The organism is Syntrophus aciditrophicus SB, from assembly GCF_000013405.1.
Lineage (GTDB): Bacteria > Desulfobacterota > Syntrophia > Syntrophales > Syntrophaceae > Syntrophus > Syntrophus aciditrophicus.
The window spans coordinates 2,437,867-2,459,108 of sequence record NC_007759.1; the positions used below are offsets into that span (position 1 = coordinate 2,437,867).

At 50.7% G+C, this 21,242-nt stretch carries 27 protein-coding genes, 1 tRNA gene and 1 pseudogene; 17 read left to right on the top strand and 12 right to left on the bottom strand.

Going from position 1 to position 21,242, the window contains the following annotated elements:
• Positions 1-128: 128 nt before the first annotated feature.
• The 5 genes from SYN_RS11405 (at position 129) to SYN_RS11425 (ending at position 3,094) form a co-directional block, all read left to right on the top strand.
• The gene (locus tag SYN_RS11405; RefSeq protein ID WP_011418299.1) at positions 129-455 is read left to right on the top strand and encodes a hypothetical protein; all 327 of its coding nucleotides are present in this window, start codon (positions 129-131) and stop codon (positions 453-455) included.
• A 75-nt stretch (positions 456-530) separates the two neighbouring features.
• On the top strand, positions 531-731 hold the full coding sequence (locus SYN_RS11410; RefSeq protein WP_041585047.1) for a cold-shock protein: 201 nt from the start codon (positions 531-533) through the stop codon (positions 729-731).
• 250 nt (positions 732-981) lie between these two features.
• The gene (locus SYN_RS11415) at positions 982-1,224 is read left to right on the top strand and encodes a hypothetical protein (protein WP_041585048.1); all 243 of its coding nucleotides are present in this window, start codon (positions 982-984) and stop codon (positions 1,222-1,224) included.
• A 141-nt stretch (positions 1,225-1,365) separates the two neighbouring features.
• On the top strand, positions 1,366-2,364 hold the full coding sequence (locus tag SYN_RS11420; protein WP_011418303.1) for an aminoglycoside phosphotransferase family protein: 999 nt from the start codon (positions 1,366-1,368) through the stop codon (positions 2,362-2,364).
• A 7-nt stretch (positions 2,365-2,371) separates the two neighbouring features.
• Entirely contained in the window at positions 2,372-3,094 is a 723-nt protein-coding gene (locus SYN_RS11425; RefSeq protein ID WP_011418304.1) for an HAD family hydrolase, read from the top strand.
• 50 nt (positions 3,095-3,144) lie between these two features.
• Here the strand turns inward: SYN_RS11425 and rd are convergent, their stop codons facing one another.
• From rd to SYN_RS11440, 4 genes are all read right to left on the bottom strand, one after another.
• Positions 3,145-3,336: a rubredoxin gene (gene rd / locus SYN_RS15875; protein ID WP_083756492.1), complete on the bottom strand. Its 192-nt coding sequence runs from the start codon at positions 3,334-3,336 to the stop codon at positions 3,145-3,147.
• A 300-nt stretch (positions 3,337-3,636) separates the two neighbouring features.
• Entirely contained in the window at positions 3,637-3,849 is a 213-nt protein-coding gene (locus SYN_RS11430) for a dodecin (RefSeq protein WP_041585679.1), read from the bottom strand.
• Positions 3,850-4,156: 307 nt separating this feature from the next.
• Positions 4,157-4,657, bottom strand: a complete 501-nt coding sequence (locus SYN_RS11435) for a hypothetical protein (protein ID WP_041585049.1) — start codon at positions 4,655-4,657, stop codon at positions 4,157-4,159.
• A 98-nt stretch (positions 4,658-4,755) separates the two neighbouring features.
• Entirely contained in the window at positions 4,756-5,403 is a 648-nt protein-coding gene (locus SYN_RS11440) for an AAA family ATPase (RefSeq protein WP_041585050.1), read from the bottom strand.
• 124 nt (positions 5,404-5,527) lie between these two features.
• Here SYN_RS11440 and SYN_RS15880 point away from each other — a divergent pair, with 124 nt between their 5' ends.
• From SYN_RS15880 to SYN_RS11475, 7 genes are all read left to right on the top strand, one after another.
• Positions 5,528-5,845, top strand: coding sequence for a 4Fe-4S dicluster domain-containing protein (locus SYN_RS15880; protein ID WP_011418309.1), 318 nt, complete (start codon positions 5,528-5,530; stop codon positions 5,843-5,845).
• Between the two features lies 1 nt (position 5,846).
• Positions 5,847-6,989 carry a 2-oxoacid:acceptor oxidoreductase subunit alpha gene (locus SYN_RS11450; protein ID WP_011418310.1) on the top strand — a complete coding sequence of 381 codons (1,143 nt, stop codon included), beginning with the start codon at positions 5,847-5,849 and terminating at the stop codon, positions 6,987-6,989.
• The gene (locus SYN_RS11455) at positions 6,986-7,915 is read left to right on the top strand and encodes a 2-oxoacid:ferredoxin oxidoreductase subunit beta (protein ID WP_011418311.1); all 930 of its coding nucleotides are present in this window, start codon (positions 6,986-6,988) and stop codon (positions 7,913-7,915) included. The genes SYN_RS11450 and SYN_RS11455 overlap by 4 nt, the downstream gene beginning before the upstream one ends.
• The gene (locus tag SYN_RS11460) at positions 7,916-8,497 is read left to right on the top strand and encodes a 2-oxoacid:acceptor oxidoreductase family protein (RefSeq protein ID WP_011418312.1); all 582 of its coding nucleotides are present in this window, start codon (positions 7,916-7,918) and stop codon (positions 8,495-8,497) included. It abuts the gene before it with no gap.
• Positions 8,484-9,653: an ADP-forming succinate--CoA ligase subunit beta gene (gene sucC / locus SYN_RS11465; RefSeq protein WP_041585051.1), complete on the top strand. Its 1,170-nt coding sequence runs from the start codon at positions 8,484-8,486 to the stop codon at positions 9,651-9,653. Before SYN_RS11460 ends, sucC begins: the two co-directional genes overlap by 14 nt.
• Positions 9,650-10,525 (top strand): succinate--CoA ligase subunit alpha, encoded by an 876-nt coding sequence (sucD, locus tag SYN_RS11470; RefSeq protein ID WP_011418314.1) that lies wholly within the window; start codon positions 9,650-9,652, stop codon positions 10,523-10,525. Before sucC ends, sucD begins: the two co-directional genes overlap by 4 nt.
• 104 nt (positions 10,526-10,629) lie before the next feature.
• Positions 10,630-11,316, top strand: a complete 687-nt coding sequence (locus SYN_RS11475) for an outer membrane protein (RefSeq protein WP_041585052.1) — start codon at positions 10,630-10,632, stop codon at positions 11,314-11,316.
• A 128-nt stretch (positions 11,317-11,444) separates the two neighbouring features.
• On the opposite strand, the gene SYN_RS11480 is transcribed toward SYN_RS11475, so the two are convergent.
• From SYN_RS11480 to SYN_RS11495, 4 genes are all read right to left on the bottom strand, one after another.
• Positions 11,445-11,519: transfer RNA gene (locus tag SYN_RS11480), tRNA-Cys, on the bottom strand.
• A 199-nt stretch (positions 11,520-11,718) separates the two neighbouring features.
• Complete coding sequence (locus SYN_RS11485; protein WP_011418316.1) at positions 11,719-13,077, bottom strand: murein transglycosylase A; 1,359 nt, start codon at positions 13,075-13,077, stop codon at positions 11,719-11,721.
• A 160-nt stretch (positions 13,078-13,237) separates the two neighbouring features.
• Complete coding sequence (locus SYN_RS11490) at positions 13,238-13,702, bottom strand: LEA type 2 family protein (protein ID WP_041585053.1); 465 nt, start codon at positions 13,700-13,702, stop codon at positions 13,238-13,240.
• 237 nt (positions 13,703-13,939) lie between these two features.
• The gene (locus SYN_RS11495; RefSeq protein ID WP_011418319.1) at positions 13,940-14,539 is read right to left on the bottom strand and encodes an outer membrane protein; all 600 of its coding nucleotides are present in this window, start codon (positions 14,537-14,539) and stop codon (positions 13,940-13,942) included.
• Between the two features lie 745 nt (positions 14,540-15,284).
• On the opposite strand from SYN_RS11495, the gene SYN_RS11505 reads away from it, so the two are divergent.
• Entirely contained in the window at positions 15,285-16,502 is a 1,218-nt protein-coding gene (locus SYN_RS11505; RefSeq protein WP_049749986.1) for a PP2C family protein-serine/threonine phosphatase, read from the top strand.
• A gap of 64 nt (positions 16,503-16,566) precedes the next feature.
• On the opposite strand, the gene SYN_RS11510 is transcribed toward SYN_RS11505, so the two are convergent.
• Positions 16,567-17,865, bottom strand: coding sequence for a radical SAM protein (locus SYN_RS11510; RefSeq protein WP_148202568.1), 1,299 nt, complete (start codon positions 17,863-17,865; stop codon positions 16,567-16,569).
• 182 nt (positions 17,866-18,047) lie between these two features.
• Positions 18,048-18,263 (bottom strand): hypothetical protein, encoded by a 216-nt coding sequence (locus tag SYN_RS11515; RefSeq protein ID WP_237671290.1) that lies wholly within the window; start codon positions 18,261-18,263, stop codon positions 18,048-18,050.
• A gap of 234 nt (positions 18,264-18,497) precedes the next feature.
• Between SYN_RS11515 and SYN_RS17100 the strand changes: the two are divergent.
• Positions 18,498-18,596 (top strand): annotated as a pseudogene (locus SYN_RS17100) (flavodoxin family protein); the annotation flags it as partial.
• A gap of 4 nt (positions 18,597-18,600) precedes the next feature.
• Here the strand turns inward: SYN_RS17100 and SYN_RS11520 are convergent.
• Both SYN_RS11520 and SYN_RS16290 read right to left on the bottom strand, forming a co-directional pair.
• Entirely contained in the window at positions 18,601-19,467 is an 867-nt protein-coding gene (locus SYN_RS11520) for a DMT family transporter (protein ID WP_011418327.1), read from the bottom strand.
• A 292-nt stretch (positions 19,468-19,759) separates the two neighbouring features.
• Complete coding sequence (locus SYN_RS16290) at positions 19,760-19,927, bottom strand: hypothetical protein (protein WP_158302974.1); 168 nt, start codon at positions 19,925-19,927, stop codon at positions 19,760-19,762.
• 134 nt (positions 19,928-20,061) lie between these two features.
• Between SYN_RS16290 and SYN_RS11525 the strand changes: the two genes are divergently transcribed.
• From SYN_RS11525 to SYN_RS16295, 3 genes are all read left to right on the top strand, one after another.
• A complete protein-coding gene (locus SYN_RS11525) occupies positions 20,062-20,352 on the top strand; it encodes a hypothetical protein (protein WP_193329354.1) in 291 nt (96 codons plus the stop codon).
• Between the two features lie 4 nt (positions 20,353-20,356).
• Positions 20,357-20,659, top strand: a complete 303-nt coding sequence (locus SYN_RS11530) for a hypothetical protein (protein WP_011418330.1) — start codon at positions 20,357-20,359, stop codon at positions 20,657-20,659.
• A 410-nt stretch (positions 20,660-21,069) separates the two neighbouring features.
• Entirely contained in the window at positions 21,070-21,240 is a 171-nt protein-coding gene (locus SYN_RS16295; protein ID WP_011418332.1) for a hypothetical protein, read from the top strand.
• Positions 21,241-21,242: the final 2 nt, after the last annotated feature.

Consider the following 21,242-nt stretch of genomic DNA (forward strand, 5'->3'; position numbering starts at 1 on the left):
AATCCGTATTGCATTACATTTAAACTATGGCATTATAGCCCACACTGTGGCGATGTGGATTCCTTATTAACAAAATCCAGATGAGCACGAACCGAATGTTTCTTGACCAAAAAAGGGGGAAGCCTTAAATGATTTCTAAAAGAATATGGTGTTCATGCTGTGGGCATGAAGGTCCAAGAGAAATTACAGGGGCAGAACCTGCTGAATCAAGAGGCGATGCGTTCACATCAGAAGGACATGATCCCTATTCCGCGAAACTTTATTTCCGCTGCCCCCGGTGCAAGGTCGTCATTACCGTTGATCCAAACGACGCTCTGGGAAGTTACACCATGAACGGCTACCCTTCTCCGACTGAGGCCGCAAAACCGACCGGAACACAGAACTTCATGACAATGCTTGGCGGGCTGTACGCGGGACTCGCGGTTTTGATCCTCATTACACAAATATTCTGCTGATTTTATTTCTGCAAACCGATTGACCCATCAGAGCTCATATTGAAAAGACCAACATAATTATAAAGGAGAATAATGATGCCGGAAGGAACAGTTAAATGGTTTAATGATTCAAAAGGATTTGGTTTTATCGCACAGGACAGCGGCAATGATGTCTTCGTACATTATTCAGCCATCCAGGGAACAGGATTTAAAACGCTGGCAGAAAGCGAACGCGTCAGTTTCGACGTTGTCCAGGGCGCCAAGGGACCTTCCGCCGAAAATGTTCGCAAGCTCTGAGAGCTGAATTCATTTTACGTTAAGAAGCCTCCGATCTCAGGGGGCTTTTTTTATTGCCATCATCCAGAACCTGAAGATCAGCACAGGCAATGCACGGATAACAGGTCGAATTTCCACACCAAGCCGCATAGAATGCATACTTTTTACTGTTGACATGGTTTCTGACCGGCGGATATAAAAAATAACGATTACCCGGAAATATGCCGAATAAACATCAACCGAAATGAACAAAACAAAAAGGAAAAGAGAAATGATATTGAATTTAACGGAACAGCAGAGAGATTATATTAAGATTACCTATAATTACAACCGTTATGAGGTAAATTTCGGCGAAAAAGATCCCATACACAGAGAATATTATTCCGCATTGGATTTGATCAATGAGTTCGCGGAAAATGAAATTGAGAAAGCCGATTTTGACGACGAGGCACATCATATGTATATCGTGGAACTCGAATCCTTTGCTGAAAATATGGAACATTTTAACTGTTAGGTCCCTCCACCCACCTGTACGTCAGTAAAATTTCACCATTCAATTCGCACGCGTCGACAGACAAACAGGCCGGGATGCACAGTGGCTTGAAATCATCACCCTCATACCGCGTTTTAAAAACAAAGAATAAATCGAGATCTCATGAGATACCTCGGACATCTTCCCATAAAAGATCCTCTTTACGGATATCTGAGCGATGACATTCTCCCGCGGCTCAGCGCCTCAGGCCACTCTCCCGTATTCCGGGTCTATCAGATACCGGCCTCCAACGATGTCTACCTTTACGAAGATCAGGAAAACCGGATAAACCTTGTGGGAAAATTCTTCAACGGCGTCAAGAATCGCTCACCAGAAATCGCCTTCCGTCACATGGAACGGGAATTCAACAACCTCAAGCATCTGAGAGGCATCGGCTTCACCTGCCACCCTCATTGCATCGCCCCTCCCCTCGGTTGCAATGCACGTCTCAACTGTGTCCTGATAGAGGAGTTCTGTCACGGCCTTTCGCTTGACTATTTTATCATCAAGGCCATCCGGGAGGGGGCGCGGGAATGTCTTTTTCAAAAGCTCACCGCCCTCGCCTATTTTCTTGCGACGCTGCATAATCGGACCGCAACCGGAAAAAAGGTGGACATGAGCGAGGACTGCGTCTACTTCGACCGGATTGTGGATTTTCTCAAAAATCGGGGACATGTCGGATGGAGCGAGGCGGAAGACTTCCTCCTGCTGAAGGAGCAGTGGCGAAAAAAGGAATGCATGTGGGAAGACAACCAAGTCCTTGTCCACGGTGATGTGACACCGGCCAATATCCTTTTCGGTGATGGCCTCGGGGTGATCGCCATCGATCTGGAGCGGATGAAAAAAGCCGACCGGGTCTTCGATGTGGGCCGGGTGGCCGCCGAGATCAAGCATTTCTTCATGCAGCACGCCGGCAACGGGACGCAGGCGGAACCCTTTATCGGACACTTCTTATGGGAATATGCCTGCCACTTTCCGGATCGGGACAGAGCCTTTCGGTCCATCGTTCGCCGCATTCCGTTTCACATGGGAATGACCCTTCTGCGCATTGCCCGTAATCCCTGGATATCCGATGCATACCGCCGGCAGTTGCTGGATGAAGCCAGGAAAACACTGAGGTAGATTATTTATGGCCATTCATGGAATTCTCTTCGACCTTTACGGAACACTGATCGATATCAGGACCGACGAATCCCGGGAAGACATCTATCGCACCATCGCCCATTTTCTGACCTATCATGGAGTCTATATGCACCGGTGGGCCGTGCGGGATCGTTACCATGAGATATTGAAGCAGCAGAAAGGAGAGCGGCAGGAGGAATATCCCGAGATAGACGTAGAGGTCATCTGGAACAGACTTCTCCTGCAGGAAGGTGTAAAATCAAGAACAACGCGGCAGAAGCTGTCCACGATTCTTGCCCAGATGTACAGGGCCGTCTCCCGGAAACGCCTCAGACTTTACCCCGGCGTGAAGAGAGTGCTGGATGAACTGCGCCTGACATACCATTTAGCCCTTGTTTCCGACGCCCAGCCCTGTTACATCCTGCCGGAGATCAAAGCAGTGGGACTGGAAGGCTGCTTCGATCCCATCATTATTTCCGCGCATTATGGATTCAGGAAGCCGGACGGAAGGCTCATCGAAAAGGCTCTCAACCTCATGAAGCTGAAACCGGCGGAGGTGATTTACGTGGGAAACGATATGTACCGGGACATCCATGGAGCTCAACGATTTGGAATAAAAACCATCTTCATCGACTCCAACCAGGGAGAAAAATTTTACGAAAACGTGTCCCCAGACTATGTTGCCCATCATTCCGGAGATATTCTCACAGGGCTGAAAGCATTGCTGTAATTTCAAAAAAAACGAAGCAATCAGGCCCCGCCAGCTTTGATCCGCCAGAATCACGATCCCGGAGGATGGCTGAAATGCCGTGGTTTAGAGGGACTGAATTTGGATTTAGCCGAACGGCACATCGGGCAGGTCCAGTTATCGGGGAGATCTTCAAACGCCGTGCCTGGCGGGATGCCGGACTTGGGATCTCCGCGTTCAGGGTCATAAACATAAAAGCAGACTGAACACTTGTATTTCTCCATTTTTCCCTCTCTTCCGGGATTCAAGCCACTGTCGACGCCGGCTGTTCTTCACGACAGGCCGGCACAAGTCCATCCAGCTCTCAACGACTTTCCCCTCCTGTTTTGGTGACCGCAGGTTGAGGTTCCGGGTTTGAAACAGTATTGCGTCATGATGGCTGGAGTCCCTTTCCCCTGTAGGGTAAGGCCGTGTCGAATTCAGAGAAAGAAATTCTGTGGACAGGAGCAAGCAAGAGAATTGGATTACGAATAAAGGTTGGCGCCGCCTGGGGTTAAACCCGGACGGCGCCATATGGTTTTTCATCAGTCTTCTTCGACCCTGAAACCGATTTTAACTGTGACCTGGAAGTGGGCGACCTTGCCATCAACGACGTGCCCGGTGGTTTCGACCACTTCAAACCAGTCGACGTTTCGGATAGTTTTTGCGGCAGTTTCAATCGCGTTGTTAACGGCGTCATCAAAGCCTTTTTTCGAGGTTCCGACGATTTCAACTTTCTTGTAGACTCGATCCGACATGGCAGCCTCCTTTTCTGGACTCATATCGTTTTTTATGGATGAGTTTGCAACCCTGCGCAATCCCCGCCGCATATATCCTTCGCAAAAACCGGGCTGCGCTCCTGATGACACTCCGCTTGCTGACCCCACCAGCCCCGCGTACTGCTTGCGTTATGACCTGTGATAAGTCATTTTATTATGGTTTGAGTATAAGACTGGCAGTTTTGTTTGTCAATAATAAAGGCCCACAGAATGCTGGATTCAAAGGGGATGATGGCGCATGGGTGATGTCAATTACAGAGTCCCGCGTAACACTGACCGCCGGTTTTTACGGAGAGCAAGAATGCGGCTGAAATGGTCTGCTCCCTTCTCTTTTCAGCTTTTTCGCGGGAACTTTTTTCACATACTCACAAACGGCCTGAATAAAAGCGTCGCCATCAGAACATCGCACCACGGGCAACATCTGGATGTTATTTAATTTTGTTTTTTCATCGAAAGATTGGATCACGCCGCCGCGAGTATCGTAGTCTGTGGACCCGGCAGCTCCGATCGTTCGTTTCCTGCAGTTAATCCGCTTCATGTTAATGGTATGGGAATAATTGGAGTAGTCATGAGCCCGGTCTTTCCGCAATTTAGACAGGGCTTCTTCGGAAAGTATGACTCTTTGCCGGACATGAACGACAGATGGAGAGATATGAATCACTCTGGAAGCATCGAACTTCGAATGGTCAGCAGACCGCCAATCTTCGGCGGAAGCAGTCTTCTGGTCCGCTCCGGAAGCCAGGCATAAGATAAAAAATGCGACAAGAAAGAGCCGATATGTATTCATTGAATGAATGTCCCTTTCCTGAAAACTGCCATGCGGCCGTTGTCTGCAGCCAAAACGATTGGCACACCCCACGGACCGTGTCGAAGTATCTGTCTCTATTATGGAATACAGTCCCTGACTTTAATTAATTCCAGGTATGTCAAAATGCAGTCTACAGTTTTGTCGACACCTGTTCTGCCCGTATTTACGGAAAGGCCATACTGCCTCGCATCCGCCCAATCCTTCCCTGTAAATTTATAATGATATTGAGATCGTTCTTCATCACTTTGTACGATCATTTTCTCGGCAACATTTTCTGATACATGATAAATTTTTTGAATGCGACTTTTCCGAAAGGATAAATCCCCGTGCAAAAACATGCTGACATGATTCGGATGTTCACGAAGGATATAAGAACCGCATCTTCCTATAATAACCGTTGAATGTTCTTGTGCAATGCGAGTAATGATTTCGCTTTCCGTTTTAAATAATTCCCGATCTGACGGTACCGTAATCTGTGGCGGTATATAGGAAGTTTCCGGCGTGCAGGCGCAGGATTGGATCAGGAACTGCCAGAGAGAAAGACTTTTTTCATCACGTGGTTCCAGTTCTTCCTCCATCACGGAAAGCTTTCTCGCCGCCTGTCCGATGATTTCACGATCCGCGTAAAAAATACTCAATTTTTTTGCCAGTTGTTGTCCTATATATGCCCCGCCTGCCCCCAGCTGGCGGCTGATTGTAATGACAAAAGGGAAAGTATTTTTCATTCTTCCCACCTTTTATATTTTATTACAGATTATTTTATTTATAATTATATCAATATAAAAGAAATAGATAGCAGTTTGCGCATCAGGATTCAGAGAATGTTTTATCCAGGGGGCCGATTGAAACATGCAAAGCACCGGGAAGAAGAAAACTGGCGGTAATTCGGTTTCAGGTGTTATACTTCATAAAAGACAGACGGACAGAACAGAGAACAGGAGTAAGAAGAAAGGGCCGTCGCACATTGACGTCTTCAGGGAGTGGTGCAAGGGTTGCGGCATCTGCGTCGCCTTTTGCCCGAAGCAGGTGCTTGCCCTCGATGAAAACGGCCATTCATACGCGAAGAATCCTGAGGCCTGTATTCAGTGCGGCATGTGCGAGATGAGATGCCCTGACTTTGCCATCTCCGTGGTGGGAAAAAAGACCGGGGCTTCGGTGGAGGGATAGATTGAAAAGCAGCAGATCCGGAGAAAGGCTGCTTCAAGGCAGCGAGGCTGTTGCGGAAGCCGCCCTGCGGGCCGGTTGCCGCTTTTTTGCAGGCTATCCCATTACACCGGCAACGGAAATCGCGGAAATCATGTCTGTGAGGCTGCCGGCCGTCAATGGCACATTCATCCAGATGGAAGACGAGATCGCCAGCATGGGGGCTATAATCGGGGCTTCCCTTGCCGGCACGAAATCGATGACCGCCACTTCGGGGCCCGGCTTTTCACTCATGCAGGAGAACCTGGGATATGCCATCATGGCCGAAATCCCCTGCGTCGTTGTCAATGTCATGCGCGGTGGACCGAGTACGGGGCTCCCCACCATGCCGTCTCAGGGTGACGTGATGCAGGCCCGGTGGGGCACACATGGAGACCACCCCATTCTTGTCCTTTCAGCATCGACAGTCCGTGAATGCTACGACTTCACCCTCCGTGCCTTCAACCTCTCCGAAGAGTTCAGAATCCCCGTCATTCTTCTTCTCGACGAAATTGTGGTCCACATGCGCGAGAAGGTGGCGCTTCCGCCCGAAGGTGAGGCGTTGACCGTTGAAAGGCCGCGCCCCCGGGTTCCGCCCGAGTGGTATATTCCCTACGAGGACACCCCTGCAGGCATTCCCGCCATGGCTGATTTCGGAGAAGGCTATCGATACCACGTGACCGGCCTGGCCCATGATATCAGGGGGTTTCCCACGGAAAGGCCGGACGAAATCGGGCCGCTCATGGCAAGGCTTTTCAGAAAGATCAGTCAGAGGATGGCGGACATTCACAGCGGGGATTTCTATCAGACTGAAGATGCCGGAATCGTCATTATCGCCTACGGAAGCGTTGCCCGCACCGCGAGGCGCAGCGTCCGGATCTTGAGAGAAAGAGGAATTCAAGCCGGATTGTTGAAATTGAACACGCTCTGGCCTTTCATGAGAAAAGCCGTGGAAAGTCTGCTCCCCACGGCACGGATACTGGTGGTTCCTGAAATGAATGTGGGCCAGATCTCGCGGGAAGTGAAGCGAGTCAATCAGGGAAGGGCCCGGGTTGTGGGAGTGAACAAGATGGACGGCACCCTGATCACGCCCGACGAAATCCTCGAAAGGGTCATGGAGATTGTATGACCACTGAAGTGACCAAACTGATCCACAAGTATCTCCGGCATGACAAGAAGTTTCCCCATGTGTGGTGTCCGGGCTGCGGAATCGGCATTATTCTGGGATCCCTCATCCGTGCCATAGACAGAACGGGCCTGGAAAAGAATGACGTCGTTCTTGTCTCCGGCATAGGCTGCTCCGGGAGGCTTCCTGTTTATGTCGACTTCAATACCCTTCATACAACCCACGGCAGGGCACTGACCTTTGCCACCGGCATCAAGCTCGCCAAACCCCGGCTTAAGGTCATTGTCATCATGGGTGACGGCGACGCGGTGGCCATAGGAGGAAACCACTTCATTCACGCGGCCAGACGGAACATCGATCTTACGGCAATCATCGTGAACAACGGCATCTATGGCATGACCGGCGGGCAGTATTCGCCAACCACCCCCTATGGAATGACTTCGACGACGAGCCGCTACACAAACATCGAGCATGCTTTTTACATCGCGGAACTGGCGGTGACCGCCGGGGCCGCCTTTGTGGGGCGAGGCACCGTGTTCCATGTCGCCATGCTCGACAGCCTTATGGAGAAAGCATTTATGAAGCAGGGATTCTCGGTCGTTGAAGTGGTCTCCCATTGCCATACCTATTACGGAAAACTGAACCGAATGGGAGATGCCGTAGAAATGCTCAAATGGCAGCGGGATCACGCCGTCCCGATCGGCGCGGCCGGCCTTGCCCCTCTGGATGGCGAACCCGCAGGATATTCATCCTCCAGGTTTGTTCCCTGGTTTACAGGTCCTGCTGGTTCGGCGTCGGACTCAGGAAGAACGATGCCGCCTCCGCCGGACAAATTCACCATCGGGGTGCTTGCTGACCGGGATATGCCTGCTTACGAGGAGGAGTACGAGAAAATCAGAAAGCGAGCCAGAGAAGCAGAGGAAAAGTAGATGAGGTACGATATCAGGCTTTCCGGATCTGGAGGCCAGGGGATCATTGTCATGGGAATTGTGCTCGCCGAAGCGATCGGCGTTTATGATGGAAAGCATGTGGCCCAGACGCAGAGCTATGGACCGCAGTCGCGCGGCGGCTCCAGCAAAGCCGAAATCGTCGTCAGCGATGAAGAAATAGACTATCCCGAGGCGATGAAACTGGACCTGCTTCTGGCGATGAATCAGATCTCGTGCGATGAGTATTACACGGATTTGAAGCCTGAAGGCTTATTGATCGCCGATTCCACCTTTGTGACCCAATTGCCTGTTTCGCGGGCTTTTGTCATCCCCTTTACGAGAATCGCCAGGGAAAAGCTCAATCAGGAATCCACGGCAAATATGATCGCCATCGGAACACTTCCCATCCTTACCGGAATCGTATCACCGCGGGCTCTTGAAAGGGCAATACGGGAACGACTGCCCGGGGCCGAGGATCTCAACTTAAAGGCCATGCGCGCGGGCATGGCTGCCGCGCGAAAGGCTGCACGGAAAGCGGCGGGTGCGACGCGACGGATTGCATGGGAAAATGAAGATTTATGAATATCAGGTAAAAGAGTTTTTCCGCAGCTTCGGCATACCCACACCCCGGGGTGCTGCAGGAAAGACATCGGATGAAATTGTCACCGCCGCGCGATCGCTCGGCGTCATGCCGGTTGTCCTGAAGTCACAGATCAAGGCGGGAGGCAGAGGCAAGGCCGGGGGAATCCGGACCGCAAACACCCTGGAAGAGGCGGGCCTGCAGGCAATTGATCTTCTCGGCAGCCGGCTGGTGACAGCTCAAACCGGACCGGCCGGGGAGCAGGTCAACAGCCTGCTCCTGGAAGAACGCATTGACCACGAACGGGAACTCTATGTGGGAATTCTGGTGGACAGGGAAACAGGGAGGCCGGCTCTTCTGGTCAGCGGCGAAGGCGGTGTTGATATCGAAAAACTCGGCCGCGAAGCGCCGGGACAGATTCTCTGCGAATCCATTGATCCTGCTTACGGCCTGCGGTCGTTTCAAGCTTCACGCGTCTTTCTTTCCCTTGGGCTTCCGTCTGCTTCAGCAGCCCGCTGCGCGGAATTGTCTCTGAGCCTCTACAGGCTGTTCATGGAAATGGACTGTTCCGATGTGGAGATCAATCCCCTCGCCCTCACGACATCGGGAGAACCCGTCGCCCTGGATGGCAAAGTCAATGTAGACGACAACGCCCTGTACCGTCACCCGCCCCTGGCCTCCCTGCATGAGAAGGAAGAGGAGAACGCCCTGGAAGCCGCCGCGTCGGCGCTGGGATTGAATTACATCAAATTGAACGGCAGTGTGGGCTGCATGGTGAACGGGGCCGGGCTGGCCATGGCGACCATGGATCTCATCAAGATGACAGGCGCCGAGCCGGCGAATTTTCTCGATGTGGGAGGAGGGGCGAGCGTTTCCAGGATCAGAGAGGGGCTTCGAATCGTCCTTGCCGACAGGAATGTCAAGATACTCTTCGTCAACATCTTCGGTGGCATACTCCGCTGCGACACCGTCGCCGAGGGTATTGCCCAGGGCGTAAGAGACCTGTCCATCAGCGTTCCGGTGGTGATCCGACTGGAGGGAACCAACAGGGATGAGGGACTGAAGATTCTATCCTCCTCAGGGCTCAATTTTATCCAGGTAACCGACCTGAGGGAAGCCGTACTGCGGATCGGAGAAGAGGTCGCGAGGGCGGGATGAGCATTCTCATCAATGAGAATACGCGCGTGGCAGTGCAGGGGATTACAGGAACCGAAGGCGCTTTTCACGCGCGCCGGATGATCGAATACGGGACTAAGGTCGTTGCCGGCGTCACACCGGGAAAAGGCGGACTTGTCCATGACGGCGTGCCGGTTTTTGATTCAATGCGGGAGGCGGCACAGGAGACGGCCCCCGACGTCTCGGTGATTTTTGTGCCTGCCCCTTACGCCGCCGATGCAGTCATGGAGGCTACGGAGGCGGGGATAAAGCTGGTGGTCTGCCCTGCCGAAGGAATCCCCGTGCTTGATACGGTTCTTGCCCGCCGCTATCTTGAAGAAAGAAAGGTGATGCTTATCGGCCCCAATACACCGGGCATTATTTCACCGGGCAAGTGTAAGGTCGGCCTGATGGCCGGATATATTCACCGTCAGGGATCCGTGGGGGTCGTTTCCAGAAGCGGGACGCTGACCTACGAAGCCGTTCACCAGTTGAGCCGGAAGGGAATCGGGCAGTCGACCTGTCTCGGCATTGGGGGTGATCCTGTTGTCGGACTTTCTTTTGTCGATATTCTTCAACTTTACGAGGAAGATCCGGGGACCAAGGCCGTCGTCCTCATCGGCGAAATTGGAGGCAGTATGGAGGAAAAGGCGGCGGAATTCTTCAGAACGACGATGACGAAACCCCTGATCGCCTACATCGCCGGCGTGACGGCCCCCCCGGAACGGCGCATGGGCCACGCGGGGGCCATCATTTCCAGGAACCGCGGAGGGGCTCAGGAAAAGATCCGGGCCTTGGAGGATGCCGGGGTCATTGTGGTAAGAAATCCCGCGGAAATCGGCGATATCGTGGAAAGCGCACTCCATCTACGGTGAGGCCCCGGGCTGTCTCCACAGCCGTTGACAATATCTCTTTTCAATCTTTTATCCCCGTGTTAAAAATGAATTGTTGCATACCCTTTATTCAAGGAGGACTGACTATGAAAAGATTTTGCAGATTACTGGTCTTATTCGGTTTAGTTGCTTTCCTTCTTTTAGCCACGGCGCCAGCGGCGTCGGCACAGAAACCAGGGCCGTATATCGGGGTATTCGGGGGGCTTGCAATCCCTGATGATCTGCGGTGGGGATGGGGTGACTACTACGATGACTGGGGTTACGACGAAGACCCCGATGAAAGCTGGGCGCTCGGAGTCAAATTTGGATATATATTCCCACAACTCAGCTACATGGCTTTCGAACTGGAGTATACCTGTCTGGGAGACCAGGATTATGGTCAGACATGGTCCTATAGAAGATCAAACGGCGATCAGGTCATAGATAGCTACGACGGCGATTTCAGCGCCCACAACGTGATGGCCAACCTCCTGTTCCGTTATCCGTATGGCAGGGTCCACCCGTATGTGGGATTCGGCCTTGGCCTGTCGATGGGCAATATTACAGAAAAAGGAACACGCGAGGTTAATGGTCAGCTATATGATTCATACGACATCGATGAAGATGACGCGGCCTTCGCGACTCAGTTTATTCTTGGAGTCAACTTTGAAATCGCACCGAACCTTTCCGCCGAACTCGCCTACAAATATTTTTACAGTGAATACGACATAATCAATTATGATATTGAAGCGGAGGATCACCTGTTCACCCTGGGCCTCAACGTTCACTTTTAAACCTAACACACCTTTGAAAATGGATTTAAAAAAAGGAGAGTCGCTAAGGCCTCCTTTTTTTATTTTTTGCGCGCACGGCATGTATGCAAAAAAAAGACAGAACCGATTTGACCCTGTCTTTTTCTGAATGGAGGCGACGTCTGGATTCGAACCAGAGAATATGGTTTTGCAAGCCATTGCCTTAACCACTTGGCTACGTCGCCGTTTTATCTATACGAACCGCGCTTTTTCCGAACATCCTGCCCTTCTTCAAGGCATCTTTGTTCGATTTCAAGATATCTTAATTATAGATTTTCTACAATAGGGCCAATGTGATAGGTCTCACACAGACAAAGCCAAATGTCATTTTCCATGGTCCTCCATTCTATGCTGTTACCGTGCAGGTACTTCTTTTTCATTCTTCTATTCCGCCGCGGGCGGTTCATCCGAAACGGCACCCTGATATTCGGGCTTTATAAACAGATAATACAACCGGCCTTCCTTATAGGTCTGCCCTGCCAGCCTTCCGGCAGTATCGCCTTGCCCCATATAGATGTCGCACCTGCCTGGCGCACGGATAGCGCCACCGGTATCCTGATCCAGTGCAAACCCCTGATACGGCTCCTGAGCCACCACATTGCCGTTCGCCCGTGGCAGGATAGTGGATATAAAGGCCAGACACGCCCGGGGATAGATCGATTTGTCGGTGGCTATGGTGCGCAAAGCCGTCACCGGTTCATTGATCGATCCCCTCGGTATACCGTCTGTGATTCGGAAGAAGACAAAGCGGGGATTAATTCCGGTATATTCCGCCACCTTTTCCGGGTGGGCCTTGAAGTACGCAATCATCGAGGATAGATTCATCTGGTCTCTCGATATCTTTCCATCATCGACCAGCTTCTGGGCGACGCTTACATACACATGTCCGTTATTTGCGGCGTAACCGATTCCGACGAACGAACCGTCGGGCTGCCGTATCCTGGCCGAGCCCTGTACATGGGCGATATAGGCCTCGAAGGGATCATCAAGCCACATGATTTCCCTGCCCTTCAACATCCCGGAGCTTTCGATCTCGGCACGCTGCGGATACGGAACAATGCCGTTGACCGTGCGTCTGCCGAGGGTGACGCCGTCCGGACTTTTCACGAGATCATCGGGCTGACTGTACAAGGGATACTTAAAGCGCCCGGCAGGGTCTGTGGAGCCTTCAAATGTCGGAGTGTAGTAGCCGGTAAAGAGCACGGTTCCCAGGTCATCACAGCCGACAGAAGTATAGACATCGAACTGTTCCCGGATGAGGGCGTTGAGCTGCGCGCCTCTGTAACCGGAAGCGATCAGCCCGGCAAATGCCTTCAGGCTGTCCTCCGCCTGTTTGTGCTGAATATCGCCGTAGGGGAAAAACTGTCTGCTTGAGGGTTTGCTGAGATAGTTCAGACTGTTGTTAATGGCCGCCTCCAGATTGGACAGGTCCTCACAGGCCCCGGTAAAGTCCGGTATATCGGCAGGGTCGGTTATTTTCCGCAGGGAAAGTTCCCCCGGAGGCAGTTGCTTTGAGTAATTCAGCTTTTGAGGCTCCGCCGGCAGATCTCTTGAGGATATCTCTTTTCGAGGCTCCGGTGGCAACTCTTTTGGGGATATCTGTTCCTGAGGTTCCAGGGGCGGCTGCTTTGAGGGCGCCTGTTTTTGAGGTTCATGCGGCAGTGCCAGGATTCTGGGTTTTTGACACCCGACTGAAAATATGACCAGGACCAACGCGATTGTCAGAAAAATTTTTGCCTTCACGAATTTACCGGTTTCCTTTCCTGAAGCTGAGTTCTGCTTGCATCATTATCATATAAGGCCGATTCTTGGTCTTTTTCATGCGATGGCAACCATTGAGCGGCGCCGTCTTCGAAATGGCAGATGAAGTCAATCAGCAACTTGATCCGCTCGCTTCGTTTTCTCATTTAAATTCACCCGTTTCGTCGAAGGGGATACGGATGGAGGGGGATCCCGAATAAAGGCCGCCCTTCAGCCTGTACCTGAATCCTGTGTCGTAGTTTCCTTTTCTTAACTCCGAAAGCTGCCGGAGGATACTGGTGAGTCCAGTGTAAGCCTCCATTTTGACAATCTTCGTGCTCAGGCGCTCCACCTTGAAGCTTTGATTGGAGACCCCCCTGGCAAAGGGTTGCCCGTTGATCTCGAGATCGAAGAAAAGCCCGTTGATGACCAGGTCCGTCTCCGTGGGATTCTGGATACGCAGCTCCATCATAAAAGTCTGCTCCATGAGCCGCATCTCCGTGGGAATGATGTTCACGATATCAACGCGCGGCTTCTCCCCCATCCACATGAGCGAAGCGCATCCGGACACAAAAACCGCAAAGAACACGACCCATAAAAAACAAACTGAAACAAATTTCCGTCGCATGGTTTCCGCTCCTTTTCTTCCGACGCAGTCGGATGACAAGTATGTCGGCAATCTTATTGATTAGGCGATGCTTTTCACGAAGGGAGTATATGAGGAAAAAAATTGTGTGTCAAGACGCGAGGCTTGCAGCCGCGAGATTAGGAGCTGATCAGGGAAATTTACTTTAAAAGAGGGCATGGCATCAATGCCGACAATTTTTCTGCTTTTCAGGATTTTCGAGGAACATTCCCGACTGTTTTAGAAATGGTAATTGACGCCTAACACGATTGCATGGTTTTCATCTTTAGCGTCAACATTTTCGTTCTCATATCTGCTGTTTAAATACCGATAGGCGAGATCGGCCGACCAGTTCGGCAGTATTTCATAATTTATTCCGGTTATAAGCTGCCATGCAAGGGCGTTATCTGATTCTTCAAGTACGTTTGCATTGATTTCAGCCCATGAAAAGCCGATGCCGACCCCCGCAAAAGGATAAATCCGCCCCCTGGGATATCTCAGCAGAAAGTTGGCCATCACGTTGTGCGTCTTGTCCCTGAAATCGGCTTCCGGCTCATCGATATCGTGCTTTTCCAGAAAAGCATACTCCACTTCGGCACCCAGCCACCGGGCAGCAGGAACAACATAACCTTTTTTAGCCCCGAGAGCCCAGCTTTTATCGATCTTGACCTCTTCAGGAAAAACGGCTCCTTCCGACCGGAGATCAGTGGCAATAACATAGCTGCTGAGGATGCCCGCATAAAATGGCCCGGCATCTTCGGCCCACGCCCTGGATGCGAAGGGGGCAAGAAGAAATACCGCCGAGCAGAACATCGCCACAATTCTGCAAATTCTCTTCATGGTAAACCCTGTTAAATTCGTCGTTCTTGGCCAGACAAAACAAATGGAAAACCGGAGCGCGCGAAAAATAAAGATGATTTAGAGAGGATAGTGATTTAATGAGTAAAACAGCAGAATAATATTTTATTAAAATACATTCTCATAAAAGTCAATAAGTACCTCTCCGAGATTGAACGGGATCGGAATGTGCTTGATTTCATCTGCCGTCTCTATAAAAAGGGAGGGGTTAAAAATCTTTTCTTTAATTCATTCTTGCCCTTTTCCCTGGCATTCAGCAGAACTTCCATGGCCGTATTGACTTTCATGCCAAGAAAAAATACGAACCTTAAAATGTCATTTACATGAAAACTTCTGCACACTGATCGATGACGGAATGATCCGGGGCGGAATCTGATTTTTCGCAGAAAGACGATGCCGCGGCAGTGAATGTCGGCGATCGTTCCCTCGGTCGCCGGGTGCCGCTTTGTCAATGTTTTTATTGCATGCCGGCACAAAACCCAATATAAATATTGCAAATCCCTTTTTTGCAGAGGCTTTCAGACACCCCTGCTTCTTCAGGCGGAATTACTTCAGAGATAAACGCCCTTACAAACCGTCACGGTATTGGCTGTTGTGTATTTTTTTGCGGCGGCATCCTGGAATTGGTTATCTGCACTGCAATTCGCAAGCAAAACAGAAAAGTGTGCTTTGCTTATCTTGCTGTCCAGGGGGATGATCTTCACAGTTGACTGGAAGGACGTTTTCAATGACTGCGAATCTTACAGAAGTACTTCATAAATACAGCAAAGAGGTGGCCAGGCAATGGGCGGAATGCCTCCATCAGGAGGTCAGCGAACTTTACGCCAGACGTCCTCTTGAAGAGCTCATAGCCACGACATCACAGGCCGGCGAAGCATACCTGGCCGCGATTGTGCACCACGACTGCTCCCAGATAGATGCCTTTATCGCCAGAATCAGCAAACTGCGTCTGGAGGGCGGCTTTTCTCTATCGGAAGTCCAGAAGGCCTTTGAAATTTATCGAACGCTCCTGATTCCGATCCTTGTAAAAGAACTGAGAGGCGATGCCCTGCTCAGCGCCCTGCAAAGTCTCAATAATTGCATGAGTCACACCATCTTCTCTTTCAGCGACTATTTCCACAACATGGCCAATGCCAGATTGATGGAAAAGCAGAAGAAACTCGACGAAGATCTCAAGGCGGCGGCTGGAATCCAGCAGTGTCTCCTGCCACGGAAACTCGAGAAACGACCGAAATTTGAAAATGTGGATATCGACTGGAAATTCATGCCCTGCGAAACGATCGGCGGTGACATCTTCAATATCATCCACCTCGATGAGGATCATCTAGGGTTTTACATGATCGATGTCAGTGGACACGGGGTACCCTCTGCCCTGGTAACCTTTTCCATTTCCCAGGCCCTTCAGCCCCAGATGGGCTACACCATCCGGAAACGACCCGGCCTCTCCCCGGATTATGAAATCGTACCTCCCGGCGAGGTTCTGAAGGCGCTTGATTCGGAATATCCCTGGGAACGTTTCGAGAAATTTCTGACCATTATCTATGTCATCGTGGATATCCGCAGCGGTCGTCTGATCTACAGCAACGCAGCTCATCCTCCTCCCATTCTTCTCCACGCCGATGGAACTTTTGAACTCCTGGAAAAAGGGGGAACCATCATCGGCATGGATGGCATTCTCCCCTTTGAAGAGGAAGAGAAGGCTTTTTCCCCAGGGGATAAAATACTTCTCTATACGGATGGGGTTTTTGAATTCACGAATGACGAGGGGGAATTATACGGGGAGAAACGGTTTTATCCTCTTGTAAAAAGCCTGAGCGGGCTGGCCGTCGGTAAAGTTCTGGACGAGATCATCCTGACGATCGAGCGTTTCGCGCGGGGAGAGAAATTTCCCGATGATGTGAGCCTCATGGGAATTGAATTTAAAGAAGAAAGCAAGACAACTTAAGCAGGGAAAGAGATATCGCGCCGGGTCAATGAGGCTCAAAAGTCTCGGTCCGGCGTTTTTGCGCTCAAGGCATCAGTCGGGACCGGATTGCGCGGATGATATTTTCCAGAATGTCATCCGGGCAACTGCGCATGTCGATCCCTTCTTCTCTGAGATAAGGGCTCAGAGTTTCGTACAGATCTTCAGGAAGCCCCCCATATTGACCAAGAAAGGACTGAAGCCGCGCGTTGAAACTGAAGATCCGCTTATTCCGATCAGACAGGGCAAGGTAGTCATCAATGATTTTCAGAAACCTGCCCCGGTCCTCCGGCAGTTTCCCATATAAATCAAGGAGATTGGAAGCACTGTCACTCAAGAGTTCCGTCTTTACATGAATTCCACTGATCATGATTCTCAGCTCCCTGATGATCTGTTCTTCCGGACACTCCTCAAACTCGCCGTCTTTTAAAGCCTTTTCAAGAGGGGTCTGTGGAAAAATTTCCAGCGTCCGCAACCGGACGAAATCAGGGGCGGCGGCATTGATGACCCGTGCCGTTTCAGTGGCATGCTCCTCTGATAATTCTGTACCACCGAGGCCGGGCATGATGTAAACGGAGCAGGAAAGACCGGCCTCTTTGATCTTCAGGCAGCCCTCCACGTGCTCCGCGCTGCTTTCCCCTTTATTCATGAAAGCCAGGACCCTGTCGCTTCCGCTTTCAACGCCGAAGTGCACCCGATTCAGTCCTGCTGCGGCCATGGCCCGCAGATCAGCAAGGCTTCGCTGTCGAGCCGCTGTTCTTGTCCTTCCATAAACGGTAAAGCGTTTGATGGAGGGGAAACGGGATTTGATTTCATTGACGACCGTGGCCAGAAATTCCGGTTTCAGGATCAGGCCATCCGCATCGCCAAGGAAGCAGGTTTCGCCCCCGGCCAAGCGCCAGGTCAGCACATGGGCGAGGCTGTCCTGAAGTGAAGGCTGGTCGTTAAACCAGGAGAAAAACCAGGCCAGTCTCGGGTCGACATCGGCGGAAAGCTCCGCGGCAGCCCGGCGCGTCTGGACGTCATGACCGGCTTTCTTCGCGACCTGGAGAATCTCATCGGCAAGCCCCGGCAATTTGCTGTAATCAGACTGGGTATATTTCGGACTGCCGATCCCCTGTTCCCGCATCAGATCATCCAACGCCTTCGCTCTTTCGATGTCTCTCAGAACTTCGTCGAGAGAGCGCCTGGAAAAAACAGCGCCCATTTTATAGACAGGGCAGAATCTGCATTTGTTCCAATAGCAGTTGCGGGTCAGGCGAAAGGTCAGGCTTGCGTTTTCGGTAGGAGGTCGAATCGTGCAGATTTCAAAGGGCTCCAAGGCGATCAAATCCGTACTGGTCATAAAATTCATCCTCCCCTGATGTCTTTGTTTAATCTCCAGGCGGATCTTTCTTATATCCATAGGTACCAGATACCAGATAACCAAGGCGATCACAACCGGGCCTTTCACGATATTGTGATGCCTGTCTGCAATTCTCATCAACCGTTCAGACTGGGCCCGAACGGGGTTTGGCAAGCTCCGCCTTACAGACAATGAGACATAGGTATTTTTACCGTCCCATGGACATCGTGATGGACGACAACAAAATCATCCTGCACGTCTGTCACTTGCGCATTCCCTATCTGGACATCGGATTTATTGTAGCAGAGAACGTAATAACTGCACCCCATTCTCGGCATGTCCAGCGTTCCTTTTTTCCCGATCAACGTTTTCAAGTAATCTTTATAATTATAATTCATGTTCAATGCCTCCCATTGTCTCATCCATAACCGGTAAATTCTTTGTTTTCCTCAGACCGTCTTTTTTGATTATCATCTTATTCTCGTCATTGATGACATTCAATGGGGGCAATGTGATAAGCTTCACCGATATTCAATGGGTGTACAGTGATATGCTTCACCAAAAAAGAGCGAATAGAAAGGATTGAGAAAAGGGAACATGGAAACAGTTCGATATGACAGGAGTGTAAAACGATGAAGGTCATCGCCGGTAACGGAGGTACTCGAAAAAACCGGAACACGACCCCACTCCTGCAAAAAGCCCTTAATGGGGCGACATCGCAGGGCGCGGAACCCGTCAGTTCTGGCCCAGTTTCATCAGCAGGAGGGATAAAACCGTCATGAATATTCCCGCCGTTTTCAGCACCGTCAATTTTTCCCGGTAAATGACAACCGCCAGGATATTGGCGATGACGAAATTCATACCCACCACGGGAACGATGATGGACAGGGGTCCTGTCTCCATGGCCCGAAGCAGGATAAAAAAGGCTGCGAAATTGACCAGCCCTAAGACAAAACCGATCAGCAGTGCTTCTCCGTAGCGGCGGCTGGCCCCCTCTTTCTCGAAAGGCTTCCGGAACCCCAGGGAAAAGAGCATGCTGAGCGAATACGTGAGAGCGATGAAAGCAAGCGAATTCGTATACAAGGCGGCAAACTTGCTGGAAACCGCCGCCACGGCTCCGGACAGGACGGCCAGCCCGATCAGAATCAGCCCCTTGCGGATGTTTCGGTTCCCCTGTCTTTCTTCCTCGGAAAACCGCGTCAAAGTCATGATGACGCCAATGGCGAGAATGATGCCCGCGATCTGATAACCGTTCAGCGAATCCTGAAAATAGAAAATGGAGAAAAGGACCGCGAGAACCGCGCTCATCCGCGTCATCGGATAGACAATCGTCGTAGGCAGATAACGGAGCGCCTCGATGGTCACGACCGTATCGACGAAAAAGGTCAGGCTGTTGATCGCGGCCAGGGCCAGCAGCCAGTTCAGGTTTCTCAGCGCTTCATCTGAGGCGAACCAGAGAACAGTGCTCAAGAGTGCCACCGTCCCCATAAAGGACAGGGTCGTCCAGGCGGTGTTGCAGTTCCGTTCCGCCGATACCTTGTAGAGGAAACGCTGAATCCCATAGAGGAAGAAACAGACAATTGTCAAAAAAAACCAGTTCACTTTATTTCACCAGAAAATCCGGCAAGTCATGATGGCCGTTCCACCCTGCCCCCCTGCTAAGCATCGATCAGCAGGTCTTTCTTCATCCTTGATAAAAAAGGAGACTCAAACTTCCGAGTCCCCTTTTGAGAATTTCAAGAGCTGAAAGGCCTTTACTTTTGCCCGGGAGCGGGAACTGCTTCCTCAGCCTTTTTCCCCATCTCGGTCCCCTCGATCCAATGCCTGGATATCCCTGACCCAATATTTCTGTTCAGTTACAGAGCAGAAAGAGTAAATCTTCATTCCGCATTTTTCAACTTGCTTTTGGAAACAAAAGGATTTCCAGTCGCACCATAACAATAAAGTTGAAAAAATCGAAGTCGGATTGCTCCTTCTCAACCGTTTCGACAAATTCTTTTTCCAAACCTCCAAAGTGAACATTATCACCAATTTCCCATGAAATATCAGTGATCCATATCACTCTGTCCCTCTTGAATATGAATGGGTGACGCAAATAAAATAGTCAACAGGAAAGGCGGATAAAGGAGCATTCTAAATAGGCTCTTAAAGTTGGGACACGCAGGAATGACGCTTCATATTCCGGAGGGATTGACCATGAATTACAAAGAATATTTGAAAACGATGATCAGAAGAAGAGGAACACTGGACATGCCCGAGGATGGATCCTGTTACACGCTTCGCTTCAATGAATCAGACGCCCGGCTCAAGAATGCCCATCTCGTTGAAGTGCAGGATGATTTTGTGGTCATCCACCATGATCACCATGGAATGCTCAAAATCCCCCTCTTCTCCCTGGTCGATCCTTATTTAAGGTTACGCATGGAGGCACAGGATATCCAGAACAGCGCTGACCGTATTGTGAATACAGAGATAGAAAGGGGATAAGAAAATGGAAAGCAGGATAACACCAACGAAACGAGAACTCGCGCGATACAAGGCACTCAGTGACGTGGGCCTGACAGCGAATGCGGTTGCAGTCAGGTTGGGAAGATATCCCAAAACCGTCCGGAAATATCTGCGCTCCGATGTTTACAAAGATCCGGGAATAACGGCGATGGTCGATACCATCAAAAGAAAGGAGCTGGCCTATCTGTACTTTCTTGGCGCGAAGCCCCGGAAGCAGCCCAGGGAACGGCTCGATAAAAGATATATTGCGAACGGAAATGCACCCCGGTCTACGTTTCGATCATGACCTGAAGCGCGGGTACGCTGTTTTCCCGTAAAGAACTCGAAATTTGGTTTCAGGCATCCATCACCGGGCGAAACGAATAAAGATCATCTTCAACGCATATTGAAAGAGTGGAAAAAGAACATGGCAACCTTGACAAAATCCACCGAAAAAAAAATACCACGCAGTCGGAGGATGAGACTGTTCGGTTGTAGCGATTCAATCCTGAGCAATACGACGGTTTATTTGAATCCCTATCCGGAACCCCGCAGCCCCGTCTCTGGAGAAAAGGCTGCCCTGTTCGCCGCTGCGACCCGGTCCTTAAACAGAAGAGACTCATAGAGGCGATGCGGACAGAACCTTTATTATCCGTATTTCCTTGCCCGGTTTCTTGTGTTTGACAATTTTGAAAAAATATTATAGCAGCCTTTCCCATGATGACATCAAAAGAAGACTTTATCAAAAAACTATGCCTTAACGACGAGGAAACCGATGGGCATACTCCTCTCAGGCGTACAAACCCGGCGCTGGAGCGAGTCATAGACGGTATGGAAAGGCTGCTGGAAGAACTGGCAAAAGAGGAAGAACAGGAAAAGGATTCTTAAGT